Here is a 21,405-nt window from a genome sequence, read left to right on the forward strand (position 1 = left end):
GCACCCCGCACTGACGTTTTCTGGCGACCCATCACGGGAGAACACACATGCAGAACCACCGCTGGATTCGCACGCCGGAGGGCACCGCCCCGCGCATCTCGTTCGGAGCCGACTACAACCCCGACCAGTGGCCCCGCGAGGTCTGGGACGACGATGTGCGGCTCATGAAGAAGGCCGGAGTCGACGTCGTGTCGGTCGCGATCTTCTCGTGGGCGAAGCTGCAGCCGGCCGCGGATACGTGGGACTTCGCTTGGCTCGATGAGCTGATCGACCTCATGCATGCGAACGGCATCGGCGTCGATCTCGCCACGGCGACCGCGTCGCCGCCGCCGTGGCTGACGATGGCGCATCCCGAGGTGCTTCCCGTGACGGCGGAGGGGCACACGCTCTCGCAGGGCGCTCGCCAGCACTGGCGCCCCACCTCCCCCGTGTTCCGGGAGCACGCGCTCACGCTCGTCGAGAAGCTCGCCGAACGGTACGGATCCCACCCGGGCATCGTCGCGTGGCACGTGAACAACGAGCTCGGGTGCCACAACGCGTACGACTACTCCGACGACGCGGCGCGCGCCTTCCGCGCCTGGCTCCTCGCCCGGTACGAGACGATCGACGGCCTCAACCACGCGTGGGGCACCGCCTTCTGGTCGCAGGCGTACGGATCCTTCGAGGAGGTCCTGCCGCCCCGCCTCGCGGCCACGTTCCCCAATCCGACGCAGCAGCTCGACTTCCTGCGCTTCTCGTCGGATGCGCTGACGGATCACCTCATCGCGGAGCGCGAGATCCTCACGCGCCTCACGCCGGAGATCCCCGTCACGACGAACTTCATGATCGTCGGAGACACTCGCCACGCCGACTACGCGGCGATGGCGCGCGAGATCGATTTCGTCTCCAACGACCACTATGTGACGCAGGATCGCGACGAGCTCGCCTTCTCGGCCGCGATCACGAGCGGCGTCGCGCGGCACCGGCCGTGGTTCCTCATGGAGCACTCGACGAGCGCCGTCAACTGGCAGCCCGTCAACCGCCCCAAGCGTCCCGGCGAGCTCGCGCGCGATTCACTGACGCACGTCGCCCACGGCGCCGATGCCGTGTGCTTCTTCCAGTGGCGCCAGTCTGAGGCGGGCGCCGAGAAGTATCACTCGGCGATGGTGCCGCATGGCGGGGAGGACACGCGTCTGTTCCGCGATGTCGTGGAACTCGGCGCGACGCTCCAAAGCCTGGGGGATGTGGTCGGATCCGACCGCGAGCCGGCCGATGTCGCGATCCTCTTCGACTGGCACTCGTGGTGGGGATCCGAGCTCGACTCACATCCGACCGAGTTGCTGCGCTACCGCCGCGAGGCGCTCGAGTGGTGGACGGCGCTCGTCGACGCGGGCCTGCGCGTCGACGTGGTGCCGACGGATGCGGATCTCAGCGGCTACCGCATGGTCGTCGCGCCTGTGCTCTACAGCGTCACGTCCGCGCTGCGCGACAGCCTCGAGGCCTACGTGAAGAGCGGTGGGCACCTCGTGACGACCTACTTCTCGGGCATCGTCGACGAGAACGACCATGTCTGGCTCGGCGGATACCCGGGTGCTTTCCGCGAACTGCTCGGCGTGCGCGTCGAGGAGTTCCGTCCCCTATACGAGGGCGAGGTGGTTGCTCTCTCGAACGGCGCGAGCGGATCCGTCTGGAGCGAGCCCGTCGACATCGTCGCCGACGATGTCGAGGTTCTCGCGACGTATGAGCACGACGAGCTCGGCGCCGCGGCGACAAGGCGCCCCGTGGGATCCGGATCCGCCGCGTACGTGTCGACGCGACTCGGCGTCACGGGGATCGCGACGCTGCTGCCGGAGCTGCTCGCCGGAGCCGGCGTCGCGGCCGAGCTGCCCGAGGCACTTCACGGCTCGGTGGAGCTTGCGTCGCGCCGCGGAGTGGCGGGGCGAATCGACTTCTACATCAACCGCACGGACGAGGCAGTTTCACTGGACGGGGTCGAGGGGAACTGGCTGCTCGGCGAACGCCTGCTCCCGCCGCGTGGGGTTGCCGTCGTGAAGGCGTAGCGTCATTCGGAGATCGCCTCTGCCCGGCCCCCGTTTTCTCGGGGCCGGGCAGAGGTGTCTGGAGCGACGTCAACACGGGGTCGACGCGTCACCGAGGATCCCGCTCATCCCCGCGCGGTGCGATGAGGAGCAGACCGGCGGCGGCTGCTCGCGCGATCGCGTCGGTCTCGCTGCGCGCATCGAGTTTCCGATAGATGGCGCGAAGGTGCGCCTTCACGGTGGCGGGAGAGAGGAACAGGCGTCGCGCCACCTCGCGTCGATCTCCGTATTCGGCGAGTGCGGCGAGGACGGTGATCTGCTGGCGTGTCAGCGCCAGGTCGCTCCGACGACTGGGATGAGCGCGCAGCACGGCCACCATCTCGATCGCGTCCCGGAGCGACGCCGACGCGGAAGCCGCCAGGAGCGCCGCCCGCTCACTCGGCGACATCAGGACGAATCCGATGCGCAACTCGTGAGTCTCCACCAGGGTCGTCAACTCGGTAGCGGCGGACGCAAGAGCCTCCTCGTTTGCCATCGCGTGCGCGAGGCGCGCATCAGCGATGAGCACGAGGTGGTGCTGCAGGGGGGTGCTCGCGGCCCTTCGAGCCTTCGCGAGCCGACGGGCGGCGGACTCGACTCGACGGTGGTCGAGGTCGAGCGCTGCGCGGAGAGCCAACGGCACGGCGCCGTCTTCTCGTCCGATCCTGGAGCTGATCACCGGCAGCGGTCCTTCGCCCAGGAGCTCGAACGTCAGCGAATAGACACGGAGACGTCGAGCGACTGCAGGGTGAGGAGGGCGGTTCAGATGATCGCGAGACGCGATGGCGAACGTCGAGCGAGCCGTTCCCGCGTGACCGTTCGCGAGGTCGGCGAGGATCCTCCCGAAAAGCGGAATGTCCCAGTTCTCGATCCCGATGGCGGACTCCTGCACGGCCCCGACCGTGCGGGATACTTCACAGAGATCGCCCGTCACGATCGCCCTGACGAGACCCGCCACTTTGTCGTTTGCGCGGAGATCTCCGCCCCACCAGACCGTGGGCCAATCGTCGTCCGACACCTGCTGTGAGAATTCAAGCGATTGGTGGGTGCGGCCTTCGAGGCTGAGGATCAGGGCTTGGAGTGCGCGGACGGAGTTTCGTCGATGGAGAATCCCGTGGCGAGTGCAGAAGTCGTTGACGAGTTCGAGCAGATCGAGTGAGGCATCTCGATCGCCATTGACCATGAGAGATACGCCGGTCTGGAACGCGAAATCGGCGAAGGCGTGAGCGAGCTCGTCGTCGAGAGCATCTGCCTCGTAGAGTCGGTGCGCCTCCCGGGCGAATCGCTTGGCGGTCGCATGCTCTCGAGTCGCGAGGCCCAGCCGCCTGAGGGCATACGTCTCGATGCCGAGGAGCACGAGGCGTTCTGTGTCGGCGACGTCCTCGGGGAGCCGCCCTGACGCTTCGACGACGGCGTCGAAGTACTCGCGTGGATCGAGATGCGGGAGCGTGGAATGGGAGAGTCGAGTTCCGACCCAGTTCGCCAGGAATACGCTTTCGTGGATGCGGCGACGCGGCAGAGCGACGATCCGATCGAAGACATCCTCCTGCAGGGTCAGCGCGAACGGGAACAGGCGCAGGCCGAGGTACTCGACGAGCGCCACGTCCTCGGCATCGATCGCGAAGAGGAACGCTCGTCTCTGATCCCCGCGGCGCAGGTGCCAGGAGGCGACATCCTGAGAGAGAGCGACACGCCGCTCCGGCCAGCGACGGCGAAGCAGGTCGAGAGCGTCGCGGCGGATGGTCTCGCGATAGGTGAACGTCAACCCGCCGTGATCATCCTCCGTCCACGCTCCCAGGTCGGCCACGACGAGAGCCTCGAGAAGGGCGCGGGGGTCCGAGCGCTGCGTCAGCATCGTCGCGAGCTCGACATCCACCGAATCCGGTATGGCGAGTGCGGCGGCATCCCGCAGTCCCGCCGCGTCGCGGATCGCGTCCTGCAACGAAGTCGGCTTCGTCTCCGAGATCGAAGGGATCCGCGCGGCGTCGCTCGCGTGCGCGAGGCGAACCGGACGGATCCGGGACGCCGCGTCGAGGTCGACCACGACGTCGTCGGTCTCGCGCACGATCGCCGCGACATGCGGGTGGGCATCGAGCACGGCCAGCAGTTCCGTGATGACGGAACCCCATCCGCCGTCCGGCCCCGCATCTCCCACGGCGGGGTCGACGACGATCACGACCGCGACATCGACGGCCCCGAACGCGCGACGGAGCTGCTCGCGCCGCGACGACGGGTCGCCATGCACCGCGGTGATCGTCTCGACGAGAGTGTCGTCCCCGATCATTCCGCGCGAGTGCATCTGGGCGATGAGGCGCATCCAGAACCCGTCACCCGAGCGGGGTGGCGCGCCGTCGTCTGCACGGAGGACCGTGGGCAGAGAGAGTGGGCGCAGCCGGCTCAGCACATCGGCGATCTCACCCTCTCGAACGACGATCAGTCTTGACTGGGCGAGAAAGGAGTCCTGCAGCGTCATCGGGCCGCGCCTCACAGAAGCCCCTGGGCCGCGGCTCTGGCGATCGCTTCGTCTTGGCTGTGGGCGTCGAACTTCCGATAGATCGCGCGAAGGTGCGCTTTGACTGTTCCCGGCGCGAGGAAGAGAGCGTGTGCCACCGCGCGACGATCGCCTCTCTTCGAGAGCTCTCGAAGCACCCTCAGCTGTGTGGGGGTGAGCTCCGCCGTCGCGAGCGGACGGTCCCTGGCCGGCGGAGCGGGGACTTTTGAGAAGCCGGAGCTCAGCGAGGACGGGTCGTCCAGTGCGGCGAGAACCTCCGCGCGCTCGTCGTCGGACAGAAGCGAGAAAGCGATCCTCAGCCCATGATTCGCGTGCAGCAGGTACAGGTGGCTTGCGGCGTTTCGGATGCTGTCAGAGTCTTCGCGATGAACGCCGAGTCGTGCGAGGACAGTGAAGACGACATGCTGTTCGAGAGGGGTCTTGACGCGACCGGCGGCCTGCCCCAGTTTCGTCGCGGCGTCGCCGAACATCTTTCGGTCGATGTCGCGGGCCGCATCCAGGGCGAGTGAGAGCGGACCGCGCTCTGTGGAGCGCTTCGATCGCGACAGAGCCGGCGTCGTCTCACCGAACAAGAGCAGAATCTGCTGCAAAATCATGAGCCGGTTGACGATTCCCGGGTGAGTCCCGTCTGTCAACTTCCTTCGAACGACCGACTCGAACCGTGTGCGCGCGGCGGTCGTCCTGCCTCTCGAGAGATCGATGAAGACGTCTCCGATCAGCACGATGTCCCAGTGCTCGGTGACCGGAGCAGTCGGCCGGAACGCAGCGATGGCGCGCTGCAGCGCGAGGACATCTCCGCGCGCGAGCTCACGGACGATCCTGGCGAGCAGGAAGTAGCTTCGAGTGTTCCCAGTGAGCCAGACGCGTGGCCAGTCTTCGTCCTCGACGCGTCGAGCGAGATCGGCGGAGCCATTCGTGTCGCCGGCGATGGCGGAGACATACGACTGCGCGGCGAGGGCAGAGTTGCGGCGATGCCCGATGCGTCGCAGGGCGCAGAATCGCTCGACGGTGCGGAGGAGTCGTGTCGCCCGCTGCCACTCCTCGCTGTAGATCAGCGTCACCCCGACTTGATAGGCGTAGGTCGCGAACGCGTGATCGAGCGACTCATCAAACCGCCCGGCCGCGAGAAGGTTTCGGGCCTGTTCGTCGAATCGGATCGCGGTGCTGCGGGCGTCATCTCCCGCACCCAGGCGGCGCAGCGCGTACGCCTCGATTCCGAGGATGACGAGCCGCTCCGTCGCGTTCACCTCATCGGAGGAGCGCCGACACGCGGCGACAGCCGCCTCAAAGAACTCCCGAGCGTCGAGGCCGGGGCGGGCCCCCAGATCGAGTTGTTCTGCCGTCCAGACCGCGAGAAGGGGGTGCTCGCGGAGACGCTCGAACGGGAGAGACGAGGCGCGGTTGGTGGTCTCGGCGGGCAGGGAGAAAGAGACGGGGAATAGACGCAGTGCGATGCCGCCGATGAGGTCGATATCCTCGCTGTCGATCGCATAGTCCAGCGCGATGTCGGTGAGTCCCTCATTCGCGAAATGTCGCGCGAGGATCTGGCACGAGCGGCGATGGACTGACGGCCAGCGTCGTCGAAGCAGATCGCGGGCCCGAATACGAGTTCCTCCGCGGAACTCGAAGCGTTCGGATCCGAGTGCGTCCTTCACCCAGGTGCCGAGCCCGGCATCGGTGACGTGATCGAGAAGTTCAGCGGCGCGCGGCCGTCCGACGAGAGCTTCGGCGAGCCGCCTGTCGATGCTGGGAGGGAGCGTCAATGCGCAGATGTCGACCACCGTTGAGGGGTCCGTGAACGAGCCAGAGAGTTCGCCGACCGAATAGCCGGACTGCGACGATTCCGCCGGTCCGGAGCCAGATTCGGCTGATCCGTCGCAATGTCCCGCACTCGCCATGTACTCTGCGAGATCCGTCGTGCTCACGTCTGCGCGCGTGACATTCGCGGAGTCGACGAGGACGTCGACGTCGGTCGCAGCGGTCTCGGCCAAGACAACCCTGAGGTGCGTGACCTGGTCGAGCAGGTGGGCAATGTCGGCGAGCAATGCGCGGTAGGTGGGGGGATCGATGGCGGCGTGAGCATCGTCCACGACCAACACGGACGGGGCTGTGAGCACGGTGAGCATCGTCGCCAGTGCGTCGCGCGCCTCGACGCTCGACGCGCGGATCGCGGTCAGCGTTCGGGAGAGATGCTCGTCGGCGATCAGCGCGCGTGAGTGCAGGTGAGTGATCGCTCGTAGCCAGAAACTCGCAGCCGTCCGGGGCGCGGGGGTGGCATCCGGCCACACGACGATCTCATCCGAGAGAGCTGACGTCCACGATCGCAAGAGAGACGTCTTTCCTCGTCCATGTCCGGCGCGGATGACGACCAGCCGAGCACCGCCGGTCAGAGCAGACGGGTAGAGCACTCGACGATCTGTTGTCAACCCGTTCCTCTCGCACTCATAAAGCGACGCTGCCGACGGGAGAATCCCGGCCACCCGTGATTACAGGATATGGAGATGCGGTCACCTCGCGCGCGCGTGAGACTTCGTGGGGCGCTCGGAGCGGGGGTCGCCGGACGAATATGGTCCATGGCTCCCTGCTCAGGTGCTAATTCCCTCAGCGGGAGTAACCCGAGGGTAATTCTGTGTCGTGGTCTATCGGTGGCGGATGCGTCCGCGATGGACTGTTCGTCCGTACGTACAAGCTGAGACGACGGTGTCGCGCGTGGTGTCCTTCGTGAGGAGTACCCACCCACGACGACGAGAAGGGGGGATCGACGTGGAGAGTCCCGAGTACACCACGCGGTCGCAAGACGAGAGGGGGACCCATGAGTTTCCGAAGAGTTGATGTGCGAGGCCGAAGGCGGGAGCCAGGGCGCGCGGCCGATCGTATGGTGATGGGATCCGGCGGAGTACTTGCCGCTCCCGCCAAGCGCAGCACCGCGATGACGCTCGTGCTCGCGCTGCTGGGCAGCATGCTCGTGGTTGCGAGCACTGTTCTCGGAGGCTCGCCCGCGAAGGCGGCAGCGGGAGATCCTTTCGATGCTGTGGAGCCGACCGTCTTCATCGCTCAGGACAATCCCACACAGTTGCGTCGTGTGGAGACGACCGGCGATGGAAGCTACGATTTCCAGCTCGAGGGTCCAGCGGCTGAAGTGAGTTACAACGCGGTTGGCTACAACGCCGCCGATGGCTACATCTACGGGATGGTGATCGGGGGCGGAGGGTCTCAGGATATCCCGGCTGGTTCGCTAGTCCGCGTCGGTCAAGAGGGCACCGTAGAACGAGTGGGCACGCAGGTGTATGAGCACCCGAACGTTCGGACGTACGGGTGGTTCGTGGGCGAGTTCAATCCGAGCGACGGACTGTATTACGTTGCGGACTCAGTTCAGAACACCGACATGCTTGCAATCGACGTTGCGACGGGTACGGTCGTGAACGAGATCACCCTCAATGTTCCGCTCGATGCACAGGACTTCGCCTTCAAAGATGGGTATGCGTGGGCGATGAGGGAGGACGGAGCGGTCCTTCGGATCGACGTTGCGACAGGGGACGTGACAGCGTTCCCGGGGGTACTGGGCGAGCCTGGTCCCTATGGGGCGGCATGGGTATTTGGAAATGGGAATCTGGGGTTCTCCAACAACGAGAGCGGCACAGTATACCAGCTGAGCATGAGCGGCAGCGCGGAGGATCCGCAGTTCGAGGTGTTCTCGACCGTTTCGGGTCCGAGCAGCAGCCTGAATGACGGAACTTCGATTCCTGGATTGCCGGCTGATCTTCAGATCGTCAAATCGGGGCCAGCGACCTACACGAGCGGTGAGTCGATCGTCTTCGACTTTACGGTCACCAACAACGGTGAGGGCGTCTCGAGTGGGTGGCAGGTGACCGAGACGATCCCGCAAGGCCTGAGCAACCCTCGCCTGCTGGGAGATGCTGTCTCGGTTGATCCGGACAGTGACGAGACCTCGTGGAAGCTGAACGGTGGTCGCCTAGAGCCCGGCGAGTCGCAGACGTTCCAGATCGAGTTCGACACGACGACGACGTCCGGCGAGTGCGTCGCGAACGTCGCCGATGTGCTCGGAAACGAGGAGGACCCCGATCTGTCGAACAACGAGGACACGGCGGTTTCGTGTGACCTCGAGCTCGACATCGAGAAGTCGTCGAACTGGACGCCGGAGGCGCGACCGGGTGACGTCATCGACTACACGGTGACGGCGACGAACACGGGTGACGGCGACTACACGGTGGAGAACCCCGCCGTCGTCTTCGACGACCTCTCGGGTGTGCTTGACGACGCAACGTTCGACGGCGAGGCGCAGGCGTCGCAGGGCGATGCGCCCGTGTACGAGGAGCCGCTGCTGTCGTGGTCTGGTCCGCTGGAGTCGGGCGACTTCGTCGAGCTGACGTACTCGGTGACGCTCGCCGCGGGTGGCGACGGCGAGGTGCGCAATGTGGCGTGGGAGCCGAATGTGCCGGAAGGCCCGACACCGGAGTGCGACCCTGCCGACGAAAACGGTCTCGACCCGGTCACGGGTGAGCCGTGCGCTGTCGTGGAGTACCCGCTGCCGCGCTTGTCTGTCGAGAAGGTCGCGGATCAGACGGATCTGCCGGCCGTCGGCGGCGAAGTCGAGTACACGATCACGGTGACGAACGAGGGCCCGGGCGCGTACACCTCGGATGCTCCCGCGACGATGTCGGATGATCTGAGCGATGTCCTGGATGACGGTGAGCTTGTCGGAGCCCCTGTCGCCTCGACAGGTTCGGCGAGCGTCGACGGCGAGACCCTCCTGTGGGAGGGCGCGCTGAACGCGGACGACACGGCGACGATCACCTACCGGGTGGAGTACACGGGCGAGGGTGACAACAACCTGCGCAATCTCGCGTGCGTTCCTGAGGATGATGTCCTGCCGGGCGCCGAGCCGTGTGACGTAGTGAACGTCCCGGCCGCCCAGCTGAACACATGGAAGCAGGTCTCTGCGTCAGACGACCCGGCGGAGGCCGGCAGTGTTCTGACGTACACGCTGTTCTTCGAGAGCACGGGCCAGGCGCCCGCGGATGTGGACTACACCGACGAGCTGACGCATGTGCTGGACGATGCGGACGTGACGGCGGAGCCGACATCGGCGGACGGGCTGAACGCTCCTCGCGACGGGGCTCGGATCTCGGTGACGGGTTCGGTTCCTCAGGGAGAGACGTACACGGTTGAGTACCAGGTGACGGTGAAGCCGGATGGGGAGCGCGGTGACGACATCGCGGCGAACTTCCTGGTTCCGGGGATTCCGAATGATCCGCCGCCGGAGCCGGTGTGCGAGCCGACGGATGTGGAGCGTCCGGACTGCACGGTGACGCCGATCGCGGCTGTCGAATACGCGAAGAGCGTGTCGGCGTCGTCTGATCCGGTCGAGGCCGGGACGGTTCTGACGTACACGGTCACGGTCGACAGCACGGGTGAGGCGACGACCCCGGTCTCGCGTGAGGACGTCCTGACGGGCGTGCTCGACGACGCCGAGCTGACGTCCGCGCCGGTGTCGGATACGGACTCGGTGACGGTGTCGGATGTTGTCGATAGTCGTTTCGAGATCGGCGGCGAGCTCGCCGGCGGTGAGACGGCGACGATCACGTACGAGGTGACGGTTCTGCCGGATGCCGAGCGCGGCGACAACAGTGCGAACAACTTCCTCGTTCCTCCCGGCGGGGATCCGCGTGACGAGTGCGTGGAGGGCTCGGATGAGTGCACGTCGACCCCGATTCCGCTGATCACGGCGGACAAGTCGGTGGATCCGGAGACGGGCACGACGGTTCTGGCCGGTCAGGATGTGACGTACACGCTGACGTTCGCGAACGTGGGCGAGGCGTCTGGATCGGTGGACTACACCGATGACCTGTCGGGTGTGCTCGACGACGCGAATCTGGTGAGCGGCCCCGTCGTGTCGGATCCGGCTCTGACGGCCGATCTCGATGCGGAATCCATTCTGATCGGCGGCACGCTTGCGGCGGATCAGACGGTGACGGTGGAGTACACCGTGACGGTCGGCCCGGACGGAGAGCGCGGTGACAACGTGCTCGGCAACGTGCTCGCGAGCAGCGATGTCGAGGATCCGAACTGCGAGGACGAGAACGTCTCGTGCACGCAGAACCCCGTGCCGGAGCCGGATACGTGGAAGCAGGTCGAGTCTGACTCGGCGCCTGTCGAAGCGGGTTCGGTGCTGACGTACACGCTGTTCTTCGAGAACACGGGCGCGGCCGACGCCGTCGTGGATCACACGGATCTGCTGGATCACGTGACCGATGACGCTGCGGTGACGGTCGAGCCAGTTGCGGACGAGGGCCTCGAGGCTGTTCGCGACGGTAACGCGATCACGATCACGGGTGCCGTGGCACCGGGTGAGACGCTGATGGTTGAGTACCAGGTGACGGTGAAGCCGGATGGGGAGCGCGGTGACGACATCGCGGCGAACTTCCTGGTTCCGGGGATTCCGAACGATCCGCCACCGGAGCCGGTGTGTCAGCCCGAGAACGGCGAGCGTCCGGATTGCACGGTCACTCCGATCGGGCAGCTGATCACCCACAAGGCCGTCGAGGCATCGACGGATCCTGTGGAGGTCGGCACGGAGCTGAGCTACACGCTGACCTTCGACAACCAGGGTGAGGGCGCAGCGACAGTCGATCATGTCGATGACCTCTCGGGTGTCCTGGACGACGCGGAGCTGACCGCGTCGCCGGTGGCGTCGGACGAGGCGCTCAGCGTCTCGGAGGTGGCCGATGGCTCGTTCGCGATCACGGGCGAACTGGCCGCGGGGCAGACCGTCACCGTGAGCTACACGGTGACTGTGCTGCCGGACGCCGAGCGTGGCGATGACTGGGCGGACAACTTCCTCGTCCCCGAGGGCGAGGAGCCGCCGGAGGAGTGCATCGTCGGAGAGGATCCGAACTGCACGTCGACTCCGATCTCGGGTCTTCTGGTCGAGAAGCACTCGGATCCCGCGTCGGGCACGGAGGTTTCCGGCGGTGACGAGGTGACCTACACGCTGTCGTTCGAGAGCATCGGACAGGCTCCTGCTGAGGTGTCGTACGTCGACGATCTCTCTGGCGTCCTCGATGATGCGCTTCTCGTCAGCGAGGTGACTGCGGATGGTGAGCTTGAGGTCAGCGGCCCCGATGCGGACCAGCTGATGATCTCGGGCGCGGTGCAGCCGGGCGAGACAGCGACGGTGACATACACGGTCGAGGTTCTGCCCTACGCGAGCCAGGGCGACCATCTGCTGGAGAACTTCCTCATCCGCGAGGGTGAGGAGCCTCCTGCGGAGTGCGTCGACGGAAGTTCGCTCTGCACGGAGCACCCGATCTCGGCGCCGCCGGTTCCGAGTGAGCCGGACGAGCCGGATCTGGCTGCGACCGGCGGGACCGTCGCGGGCGGCGCGATCGCCGCGGCCGTGCTGGCGCTGCTGCTCGGCGGGGGGCTGCTGTTCCTCCGTCGTGGTCGGCAGGAAGACGGTCAGCTGCAGGAGTGATGCGCTGAACGGGGCCGGCTCACGAGAGCCGGCCCCGTGAGACCCCGCTGAGTGGGGCCATCGACAGGCGTCGATGGCCCCACTTCTCGTGCGGGCGGCGAGAGGGACGCATCGTGGAGGTGCGCCGCGGAACGCGTGATCGATTCCTGCGAGGTCTCGCGACTCTCCTCTGGCGCGACCGTCGCCACCTGCCTCGCGGGGTGGCTGCGTTCCCCGCTCAGCGCCCGATACGAGCGCGGACGAGCGCGCTCGCCGCCTTCAGCTCGGGCGAACGGAAGAGGGCGAGCAGAGCGACGTAGAGCACGAGACAGACGATGCCGATGACGAGGCATCCGCCCGCGCCGCCCCACTTGGACGCCGCCATCCACCCGTCGGGACCGCCGGCGACGAAGTACACGGCGAGGCCCGCGAGACCTGCGGGGATCGCGGCGAGGATGTAGCGCACGTACGCCCACAGCGTGCGCAGAAACCCGAAGGGTCCGATGCGGCGCTGCAGCAGGAGCCACGCGGCGCCGAGCTGCAGGACGCTCGACAGCGACTGCATGAGCGCGACGCCGGCCGTGAGGGACTCGTCCGAGAACAGGGACGGTGCCGCGAGGGCGCCGAGCACGGCGATCGTGGCCTGGAAGAGGGTGAAGAAGAAGGGCGTGCGGGTATCGCCGTACGCGTAGAAGGTGCGCTGGATCACGAAGAGCACGGCCATCGGGATGAGGCCGACGATGAACGCCGTGAGCACGGGACCCATCGCGCCGGCCTCTGCGTGATTGTTCGCGAAGACGCGCGAGACGGGGAAAGCCGCGGCGACGACAGCCGCCGCAGCGATCACGATGAACAGTCCGAGGATCCGCATCGATCGGCCGATGTCGTCGCGCACCTTGTCGTGACGCCCGGCGTGCGCGTGCTCGCTGAGCTGCGTGAAATAGGGCGTCCCGATGCTCATGACGATGAGCGAGTACGGGAGCATGAACACGAGCCACGAGTTGAACCAGATCGTCGACGACGCGTTTGCACCCGACGCGGACGTGATGACGTTCTGCTGGATGATCGAGACGCCGAGGCCGACGAGCAGCATGCCGACGCTCCAGCCCGCGAGGTTCCGGAGCTCGCCGAAGCCGATCCCGCGCCAACCGAAGTCTGGGCGCAGGCGGAGGCCCGTCTTTCGCCAGAAGAGGGCGAGCGTGACGGTCTGTGCAGCGATGCCGAGAGTGGCCGTCAGCGAGATCACGAGGATCATTCCGTCGTGCCACCCGTCGAGCCCCCCGCGCTCGCTGCCGAACAACCACATGAACAGGCCGAAACCCGCGATGGAGACGGCGTTGTTCGTGATGGGGGCCCACGCGTACGGCGCGAACATGCGACGGGCGTTGAAGGTCTCGCCGATAAGGGCGAACATGCCGTAGAAGAACACCTGCGGCAGGCACCAGTAGGCGAAGGCCACGGCCAGATCGAACTGCGCGGCCGACGGGTAGTCGGTCAACGCGTCCACGAGCAGTGGCGCGATCGACACCGACAGCACGGTCACGCCGAGCAGCACGACGGTGGCGAGGGTGAAGAGCTTGGAGATCAGGCGCTGTCCGCCGTCCTCCGCCTGCGACCACTTCACGATCTGCGGGACGAACACGGCCGTGAGCACGCCCGTGGAGATCACCTGGAAGATGTAGTTGGGCAGCTGGTTGGCGACCGCGAAGGCGTCGGCGGCCTCTCCCGTTGCTCCCAGCGCCGTGACGAGGACCAGCGTGCGCAGCAGCCCGGTGAGGCGCGACGCGAGCGTTCCCGCCGCGATCGCCGCGCTGGATCGACCGAGACTCATACGTCGTCCTCTCTCATGCCGTCAGTGGAATCTTTGGCGGCATCGGCCCGATCGCGCCGTCGGCGGCGCACCTGGCGCACGATGCCGAAGCCGAACAGCCCGGCGACGAGAACGATGAAGATCCCGATGCCGATGCGCTCCCAGTCGGCGCGCACCGTCACATCCATCGCGCGGACGGGCCCGATCAGCTCGCCGGATCGCGCGTGGAGCTCGTAGTGCACCGTCACCTCGCCGCTGCCCACGCGGGCCTCGATCGGAATCGAGACGCGCGTCGTGCTGTCGGGCTGTGCGATGACCTCGGTGTGCCGGTCGATCGACAGGCGCGGGTCGTCGGGCGTCGCGACGATCGTCACGTGGGCGGGATACGGCAGATCGTTGCGGATCCACACCGGCATGGGCGCCTCAGGGCTCAGCAGCTGCACGGGCGCGGGCTGCTGGATGTCGATCGCGACCGCCCGATCGTCGTTGAGGGCGCTGAGACGCTCGCTCTGCTCGGCGAAACCCTGCGGGTTCGTCACCCAGCCGACAGAAAGCACGCGCAGAATCTCGGCGCGCACCTGACCCGTGAAGACTTCGGGGCTCTCGAGCGCTTTCGAGATGTGCGTCAGCGCAGGCTGATCTTCGAGGTATGCCTCGACGGCGCCTCGCCGTTCGGGATCTGCGTCGACGTCGATGAGCGAGACGGATCCATCGGCGGCGCTGAGAACGCCATCGAGCGACGTGCTCGTGACCGCCGGAGTTGCCATCGCCGCGTCGACGGCATCCGCGAGGCCCTCGGATGAGAGCGAGAGCTCGGCGTCGACGATCGTCGCTCCCTCCGCATCGGTCGTGAGGGCGTCGGATCCCATCCGATCGAGCGCGAGAAGAAGGGGTCCGTCTGCCTCCGACGCGGCGAGCCAGATCTCGGCGGTCGCCGCGGTGAGCGCCTGCGCCCGCGCTACCGCGTCCCCTTCCCGGGCGGCGTCGAGGAGCTGCGCCGACAGGGCGTCGGCGTAGGCGAGGACGTCGTCTCCGAGGTGGGTGTCGCCATCGACCGTCGAAGATGCGGGGACGAGGACGCGGGCGTCCGTGTCACCCGCGAGCGCTGTCACGACGTCGCCGTCGGCGGATCCGGGTGCAGGCCAGATCAGATCGTCCGACGTCGTCGGGTCGACGGTCAGCAGGGCGTCGAGCGAGGCGGACTCTTCAGTCCCGTCGAGATACGCGTCAAGACCCGTCGGCGGGAGGGGGGCGTCGAGCCCTGCGCGGATTTGCGGGGACACGTCGGCATCGGCGAACTGCAGAGCGAATCGGTCGTTCGCAAGACCAAGAAGCCGTTCGAGCCAGGCGCGCGCGTCGGCCGGAGCGGCGTCGCCGAGCGCACGGATGGCGGCAGGGATCGCCGGATCGACCGCGAGGATCGCGTCTGTTCCCTCGACCGCGTCGAGCTGCGCCGTCAGCAGGCCGTCGTCGCCCGTGAGCGTCGCGAGGGCTCCGGACGGGTAGACGCCCCCCGACCAGACAGGGCCGGTGATGGGCACGACGAGTGCGACAGACGGAGTCGTCTCACCCGGCACGATGACGATGCTGCGCGACTCGGTCGGAGTATCTGCGGCATCGAACTCGGCGCCGATCGGATATACGCCGGACGGCATGTCATCCAACGAGAGAGATTCCGAGAGCGACTGCGAGGCTCCAGCGGGCAACGGCTCCGTCGGGAAGGATGCGATCTCTTCCCCCGCGAGGCTCGACGATCCATCGAGCCATCGGTCGATCGCCGCCGCGTCGGTGAGTGGGTCGCCGATCGATACGGTCACGGAGGAGGAGGTGATCTCCTCGGACGAGGTGTTCGCGACGCTCAGCGTGAGGCCGAGCGAGGAATCCGTCGTGACGCCCCCCGAGTCGAGCACCATCGTGAGGGGCGAGTCCACGTCCTCGGCGTCGTCGATGCTCGCGACCGTCGCCGGAGCCACGGTCGGCGCGGCTGCGGCTGAGGCGGACGGCGCGAGCGCACCCCACGCGACGAGCGCGGCGGTCGCGCTCGCCAGGGCGACCGCGCGGCGCGCACGGCCGCGAAGCGGAGGGGCAGTCGAAGATTCCATAGAGAGGGGCCGCGCGAAGATGACGGCCGCCTGCGATTCTACGGATGCCCGTGTGACCCGCCTGGGAGCACTCGCACGACACATAACGATTGGACGGTTGCGACGTATGGTGCGAGGCTCGTGCCGCGACGTCGATAGGATCGACACGTATATCACCCGCCTTCGCTCCCCAAGGAAACAGGGAATGCCCGACGACGCAGCAATCCAGGTCACCGACGCCGCAGCGATCACGCTCAGCGGCGGTGTCGTCAAGCGTCCCGCCCGGCTTGCAGACGGGCGAGAGCTGATCTACTTCGACGACCCGGACACGACGTTGCCGAGCGAGCGCCGCGTGGATGCACGCGAACTCGATCCGCGACCGGGCACGGCCGATATGCGTCGCGACGTGCTCACGGGCGAGTGGATCACGGTCGCCGCGAACCGGCAGAACCGCGCCATGCTCCCCCCGGCCGAGCTCGACCCGCTCGCACCGCAGAGCGAGACGAATCCCTCGGAGGTCCCCGACCTCTACGACGTGGCCGTGTTCGAGAATCGCTCGCCCTCCCTCGGGCCGGCGCTCGCCCGCGCGACCGACGACGTGCCGGCGGGCGATGACGCACCGCAGGGTCTCGGAGACCTCGCGGCCCCGGGTCTTGGTCGCACGCGCACCGCCATCGGCCGCTGCGAGGTCGTGTGCTTCAGCCCGGAGCGCACCGGTTCGTTCGGCACGCAGTCCGTGACGCGTGCGCGCACCGTCATCGAGGCCTGGGCCGACCGCACCGCGGCGCTGAGCGCGCTCCCCGGTGTGCAGCAGGTCTTCCCCTTCGAGAACCGCGGCGAGCAGATCGGCGTGACGCTGCACCATCCGCACGGTCAGATCTACTCGTATCCGTACGTGACACCGCGCACGCAGTCCCTCCTGCGCCAGATCGAGCGCGAGGGATCCGATCTGTTCGCGCGGATCATCGAGTTCGAACAGGCCGGTGACCGAGTGGTTCTCGACGCGGAGCACTGGATCGCGTATGTGCCGTTCGCCGCACGGTGGCCCGTTGAGGTCCACCTCGTGCCGCGCCGGCACGCGGCCGACTTCACCGAGCTCACGTCCGAGGAACGCGACGAGCTCGCCCGGGTGTATCTGCGGGTTCTGCGTGGCGTCGACCGGCTCTATGACACGCCCACGCCGTACATCGCGGCCTGGCACCAGGCTCCGGTCGCGGTGGGGCGCGACACCGTGCGCATGCACCTGCAGCTCACCTCGCCTCGCCGCGCTGCCGACAAGCTGAAGTTCCTCGCCGGATCCGAGGCCGCCATGGGCGCCTGGACCGCCGAGATCCCGCCGGAAGCGGGGGCCGAGCGCCTCCGGGAGGCGATTGCACAGATCGGCGAGGTGACTGCATGACCCCCACGGCCTCTGAAGCGGCAGACCTGTTCCGCGAGCTGACGGGATCCGCGCCGGAGCGCGTGTGGTCGGCGCCCGGCCGCGCGAATCTCATCGGCGAGCACACCGACTACAACGAGGGCTTCGTCCTTCCGTTCGCCATCGAGTACCGCACATTCGCCGCCGTCGGCCGGCGCGCCGACGGCATGATCCGCGTCGTCTCGACGTTCGACCGCACGCCCGTCGAGGTGGCGATCGTCGAGCTGCCCGCGCTCTTCGGCGGCTCGCCCGGCGAAGCGGTGCACAGCGGATCCGTCCCGGAGTGGGCCGCCTATCCGCTCGGCGTCGCCTGGGCAGCGCTCGCCGCGGACGGCAGCGCGCTCGCGAAGATCCCCGGCGTCGACATCGCGCTCGCCTCCGATGTGCCGATCGGCGCCGGCCTCTCGTCGTCCGCGGCGATCGAGGGTGCGACGGTCGGTGCGCTCGACGATCTGTGGGAGCTGGGCCTCACGCAGCTCGACATGGCGAAGATCGGCCGCATCGCTGAGAACCAGGCGGTCGGAGCTCCGACCGGGATCATGGATCAGGCCGCGTCGATCATGGGGCAGAACGACGCCGCGACCTTCCTCGACTGCCGCACTCTCGAGACGCAGCCGGTCGATCTCGGCTTCGCCCGGGAGGGGCTGCGCGTCCTGGTGATTGACACGCGGGTCTCCCACTCGCACTCGACGGGCGGATACGGCGAGCGGCGCGCATCGTGCGAACTCGGGGCGCGCCAGATGGGCGTTCCCGCGCTGCGCGACCTGACGACGGGCGACCTCGACCGCGCGAGGCAGGTGCTCGACGGCGTCACGTTCCGTCGCGTCGCGCACATCGTCACCGAGAATCAGCGGGTGCTCGACACGGTCGACACGCTGCGGGCCGAGGGCCCGCGCGCGATCGGCGGCCTGCTCGTCGCCTCGCACGTGTCGATGCGCGACGACTTCGAGATCTCCGTGCCCGAGCTCGACACCGCTGTGACGGCGGCGCTCGAGTCCGGGGCGATCGGCGCCCGCATGACGGGCGGCGGCTTCGGCGGCTCCGCCATCGCGCTCGTCGAGCGGAACCGCGTCGACGAGACGAAGGCGATCGTCGCCGAGGCGTTCGAGCGGGCAGGATTCGGGGCACCCCACCAGTTCACGGTCGCTCCGTCGCACGGCGTCCTGCGCGACGCGTGACTCCCCGTCGCTGCTAGCCGCGGCACGCCCTGTCGCTCGGCGGCGTCAGGGCGTGCCGAGGCTCCCCCGATGCTCCCGCAGCCACGACGCGTCCTGTGCCCGCAGAGCGCCTGTCGCGGCTACTCGCTCGGTTCGCTGAAGCGGAGGAAGCCGCCGACGAGCAGCGAGCGCACGGCGGGCAGCAGCGATGCCCGCAGCGACTGCTCGTCGACCTCGAGGATCTGCGCGAGGGCGCCGGCGATCTGGGCGACGGTGAGCTCGCCGTCGCAGGCGCCGACGAGGCCGGCGAGAGCGGGATCCGCGTGGAACGAGCGCCCGAAGCCGCCGCCCTGGCGCAGCTCGATCACGGTCGGGTTCTCCGAGCCCGGCGTGTGGTGGCGGGCCTCCGTCACGTCGCCCGCAACGCGCAGGGCGCGTGCGCCCAGAGCGTCGTCGTCGAGCGCCGCCTGCGCGTCGTGCGCCGCGAGAGCGTCGGCGAGGTGGGATCCGAGGGATCCCTCTGAGGGGATCGGCTGCGGTACGCGCTCGTACCGAGCGAGTGTCGGATCGCCCTCGGCCCGCCGGAGGAGCACATAGCCGAAGCCCACGGCGCTCACGTCGCGGGCATCGAAGTCGTCCAGCCACGCCGACAGCAGGCGGTCGTGTTCCGGGGTGCCGGGCGCGGTTCCGCCGTCGCGGATCCACATCTCGGCGTACTCGATCGGGTTCAGGCGCTCGCGCTCCACGATCCATGCGTCGAGCGGAACGGGAGAGGCCTCGACCCAGGCGCGCACACGGTCGAGTCCGTCGACGCCGCCCGTTGCCTCCCAGTTGCCGAGCAGCTGCGCGACGCCGCCCGGGACGAGGTGCTCGCCGATGCCGGCGATGACCTGTTCCACGAGCGCGTCGCCGACGAGCCCGCCATCGCGGTACTCGTACGCGGGAATGTCGCCCGCGCGCGGCGTGATGACGAACGGCGGATTCGAGACGATCCGATCGAACCGCTCCCCCGCGACCGGCTCGAAGAGCGATCCGTGGCGGGTGGAGATCCCCTCGGATCCGTCGAGGATCGCGTTGATGCGTGTGAAGGCGAGCGCGCGCTCGGAGATGTCGGTCGCGACGATCTCGTCGGCGAAGCGACGCGCGCGCAGCGCCTGTATGCCGCATCCCGTGCCGAGATCCAGCACGCGCTTTGCGGGGGTCGGCAGCTGCAGCCCGGCGAGCGTGAGAGATGCGCCGCCGGCGCCCAGCACGTGGTCCTCGGCGAGGGCGCCGCCCCCGAGGGCGAGCTCGTCGAGATCGGCGGCGATCCACCACTCCCCCGGGCCACGGTCGTCATGGAACGATTGGGGCCGGAGCGTCGCGGCGGGCCGGACGGCACGCCCCTCGATGGCCGCGAGCCCGAGCTCGACGAGGCCGGCCGATCCCGTGCGCGGCAGGGCGCGGTCGACGTCCGAGGTCGACTGCGCGATGCCGAAGATGAGCAGTCGCGCGAGGACGGCGGGCGGATCCGTGCGGTCGCCGAGACCGCGCAGCGCGGGAGTCCGCAGCGTGCGTCCGATGGCATCGTCGGCCTCCACGCCCCAGGCCGCGCGGAGCGGCTCCGAGCGGAAGTTCGCGGCCGCGAGGTCGTCGGCGAGCGTCTGGCAGAGCGACGGATCCGGATTCAGCACGGATCCATTGTCGTTCATGGCGAGTTCTCATCTCCCGTGACCCCGGGGCGGTGTCATCCGCGTCAGGCTGGGGGGATGGACGCTCTCTACACGACAGAAGCACTGGCCACGGGCGCGGGACGCGACGGACACGTCGCGGTCGCGGGCACCGAGCTGGCATTCGACCTCGCGGTCCCCCAGGCTATGGGCGGATCCGGCGCCGGCGCGAACCCCGAGCAGCTCTTCGCCGCGGGCTTCGCGGCGTGCTTCCACTCGGCGCTGCAGCTCGTCGCGCGGAAGCAGAAGGTCGCGATCGACGGATCCTCTGTGGGCGGCCGGGTCGCCATCGTCCCGAACGGAGACGGGGGATACGGTCTCGCTGTCGACCTCGAGGTCGTTCTCCCAGACGTCGAGGAGGAGACCGCGCAGGGCCTCGCGAATGCGGCGCACGAGGTGTGCCCGTACAGCAACGCGACGCGCGGCAACATCCCCGTCACGGTGACGGTCGTCGACGACTAACCCCCAACACAACGCAGTCGATCTGAGCGCGAGCGGCCGGGTTCGGCCCTTTCCGGGCTTCCGGGCGCCGGATCGACTGCGTTGTGTTTGCTTCCTGCGGGTCCGTCAGCGCGCGAAGGCGCGCTCGACGAGGGCGATCGCCGCTTCGCCGTCGCCCGCGAAGGCGGTGTGGAACGCGATCATGCTCGTCGCGGTCTCGATCTCGTCGGCCGTGACCGAGGGATCCACGCGGTCGGCGGCCTGCTCTCTCGTGAGAACCCGGGTGATGACGCCGCGAAGCCGCGCCTGCAGCGGCTCCGCCGCGATCGGGTCGAGGGCGTGCGCTTCGAGAACAGATGCCGACATGCGCGCCTGTGCGGCGATGTGGGCGAGGAACTGATGCAGTGTGAGGTCGTCGGCCTCGAGCTCCGCGAGGTTCTCGTCGAAGACCGCGAGGGCGAGCTTCTCTTTGCTCCCGAAATGACGGTAGAGCGATGCCTGCCCGACGCCCGCGCGCTTGGCGACGGCGCTGAACGGGACGGAGTACCCGTCCTCGGCGAACAGTTCGCGTGCCGCGTCGATGAGTGCGCGCCTGTTCTCGGCGGCGGCGGCGGGTCCGCGATTGTTTGGGGGACTCTGGTGCGGGGAAGGCATGCGGCGTAGCCTATAACCGGACAGACTTGTCCGGAAGGCGCCGTGTCTCGCGACGCCGGGATCCGCCCCGAACGGGGCTTCGATCGAAAGGAG

Annotated in this window: 11 protein-coding genes; 5 read left to right on the forward strand and 6 right to left on the reverse strand. The window is 68.0% G+C overall.

Going from position 1 to position 21,405, the window contains the following annotated elements:
* The first annotated feature begins 47 nt into the window (after positions 1-47).
* Positions 48-2,039 (forward strand): beta-galactosidase, encoded by a 1,992-nt coding sequence (locus C0012_RS12070; protein ID WP_110587938.1) that lies wholly within the window; start codon positions 48-50, stop codon positions 2,037-2,039.
* Between the two features lie 88 nt (positions 2,040-2,127).
* Here C0012_RS12070 and C0012_RS12075 read toward each other — a convergent pair whose 3' ends face one another.
* Together C0012_RS12075 and C0012_RS12080 are read right to left on the reverse strand one after the other, a co-directional pair.
* Positions 2,128-4,530 carry a helix-turn-helix transcriptional regulator gene (locus tag C0012_RS12075; protein ID WP_111466954.1) on the reverse strand — a complete coding sequence of 801 codons (2,403 nt, stop codon included), beginning with the start codon at positions 4,528-4,530 and terminating at the stop codon, positions 2,128-2,130.
* Between the two features lie 11 nt (positions 4,531-4,541).
* Positions 4,542-6,896, reverse strand: coding sequence for a helix-turn-helix transcriptional regulator (locus tag C0012_RS12080; protein WP_162621749.1), 2,355 nt, complete (start codon positions 6,894-6,896; stop codon positions 4,542-4,544).
* A 554-nt stretch (positions 6,897-7,450) separates the two neighbouring features.
* Between C0012_RS12080 and C0012_RS12085 the strand changes: the two genes are divergently transcribed.
* On the forward strand, positions 7,451-12,064 hold the full coding sequence (locus C0012_RS12085) for a DUF11 domain-containing protein (RefSeq protein ID WP_162621748.1): 4,614 nt from the start codon (positions 7,451-7,453) through the stop codon (positions 12,062-12,064).
* Positions 12,065-12,281: 217 nt separating this feature from the next.
* On the opposite strand, the gene murJ is transcribed toward C0012_RS12085, so the two are convergent.
* On the reverse strand, positions 12,282-13,874 hold the full coding sequence (gene murJ / locus C0012_RS12090; RefSeq protein WP_110587934.1) for a murein biosynthesis integral membrane protein MurJ: 1,593 nt from the start codon (positions 13,872-13,874) through the stop codon (positions 12,282-12,284).
* Entirely contained in the window at positions 13,871-15,955 is a 2,085-nt protein-coding gene (locus tag C0012_RS12095) for a DUF6049 family protein (RefSeq protein ID WP_110587933.1), read from the reverse strand. The genes murJ and C0012_RS12095 overlap by 4 nt, the downstream gene beginning before the upstream one ends.
* 184 nt (positions 15,956-16,139) lie before the next feature.
* Between C0012_RS12095 and galT the strand changes: the two genes are divergently transcribed.
* Positions 16,140-17,333 carry a galactose-1-phosphate uridylyltransferase gene (gene galT / locus C0012_RS12100; protein ID WP_110587932.1) on the forward strand — a complete coding sequence of 398 codons (1,194 nt, stop codon included), beginning with the start codon at positions 16,140-16,142 and terminating at the stop codon, positions 17,331-17,333.
* Complete coding sequence (gene galK, locus C0012_RS12105; RefSeq protein ID WP_110587931.1) at positions 17,330-18,529, forward strand: galactokinase; 1,200 nt, start codon at positions 17,330-17,332, stop codon at positions 18,527-18,529. The genes galT and galK overlap by 4 nt, the downstream gene beginning before the upstream one ends.
* Positions 18,530-18,648: 119 nt before the next feature.
* Here the strand turns inward: galK and C0012_RS12110 are convergent, their stop codons facing one another.
* Entirely contained in the window at positions 18,649-20,199 is a 1,551-nt protein-coding gene (locus tag C0012_RS12110; protein ID WP_110587930.1) for a DUF7059 domain-containing protein, read from the reverse strand.
* Between the two features lie 57 nt (positions 20,200-20,256).
* On the opposite strand from C0012_RS12110, the gene C0012_RS12115 reads away from it, so the two are divergent.
* Positions 20,257-20,679: an organic hydroperoxide resistance protein gene (locus tag C0012_RS12115; protein WP_110587929.1), complete on the forward strand. Its 423-nt coding sequence runs from the start codon at positions 20,257-20,259 to the stop codon at positions 20,677-20,679.
* Positions 20,680-20,784: 105 nt separating this feature from the next.
* Here the strand turns inward: C0012_RS12115 and C0012_RS12120 are convergent, their stop codons facing one another.
* Complete coding sequence (locus C0012_RS12120) at positions 20,785-21,312, reverse strand: TetR/AcrR family transcriptional regulator (protein WP_110587928.1); 528 nt, start codon at positions 21,310-21,312, stop codon at positions 20,785-20,787.
* Positions 21,313-21,405 lie beyond the last annotated feature (93 nt).

It is taken from the genome of Microbacterium suaedae, from assembly GCF_003254645.1.
Lineage (GTDB): Bacteria > Actinomycetota > Actinomycetes > Actinomycetales > Microbacteriaceae > Microbacterium > Microbacterium suaedae.

Coding starts and splice junctions, on each gene's coding strand:
- murJ (WP_110587934.1), bottom strand. CDS start 13,874: ATGAGTCTCGGTCGATCCAGCGCGGCGATCGCGGCGGGAACGCTCGCG.
- C0012_RS12120 (WP_110587928.1), bottom strand. CDS start 21,312: ATGCCTTCCCCGCACCAGAGTCCCCCAAACAATCGCGGACCCGCCGCC.
- C0012_RS12085 (WP_162621748.1), top strand. CDS start 7,451: ATGGGATCCGGCGGAGTACTTGCCGCTCCCGCCAAGCGCAGCACCGCG.
- galT (WP_110587932.1), top strand. CDS start 16,140: ATGCCCGACGACGCAGCAATCCAGGTCACCGACGCCGCAGCGATCACG.
- C0012_RS12115 (WP_110587929.1), top strand. CDS start 20,257: ATGGACGCTCTCTACACGACAGAAGCACTGGCCACGGGCGCGGGACGC.
- C0012_RS12095 (WP_110587933.1), bottom strand. CDS start 15,955: ATGGAATCTTCGACTGCCCCTCCGCTTCGCGGCCGTGCGCGCCGCGCG.
- C0012_RS12070 (WP_110587938.1), top strand. CDS start 48: ATGCAGAACCACCGCTGGATTCGCACGCCGGAGGGCACCGCCCCGCGC.
- C0012_RS12110 (WP_110587930.1), bottom strand. CDS start 20,199: ATGAACGACAATGGATCCGTGCTGAATCCGGATCCGTCGCTCTGCCAG.
- galK (WP_110587931.1), top strand. CDS start 17,330: ATGACCCCCACGGCCTCTGAAGCGGCAGACCTGTTCCGCGAGCTGACG.
- C0012_RS12075 (WP_111466954.1), bottom strand. CDS start 4,530: ATGACGCTGCAGGACTCCTTTCTCGCCCAGTCAAGACTGATCGTCGTT.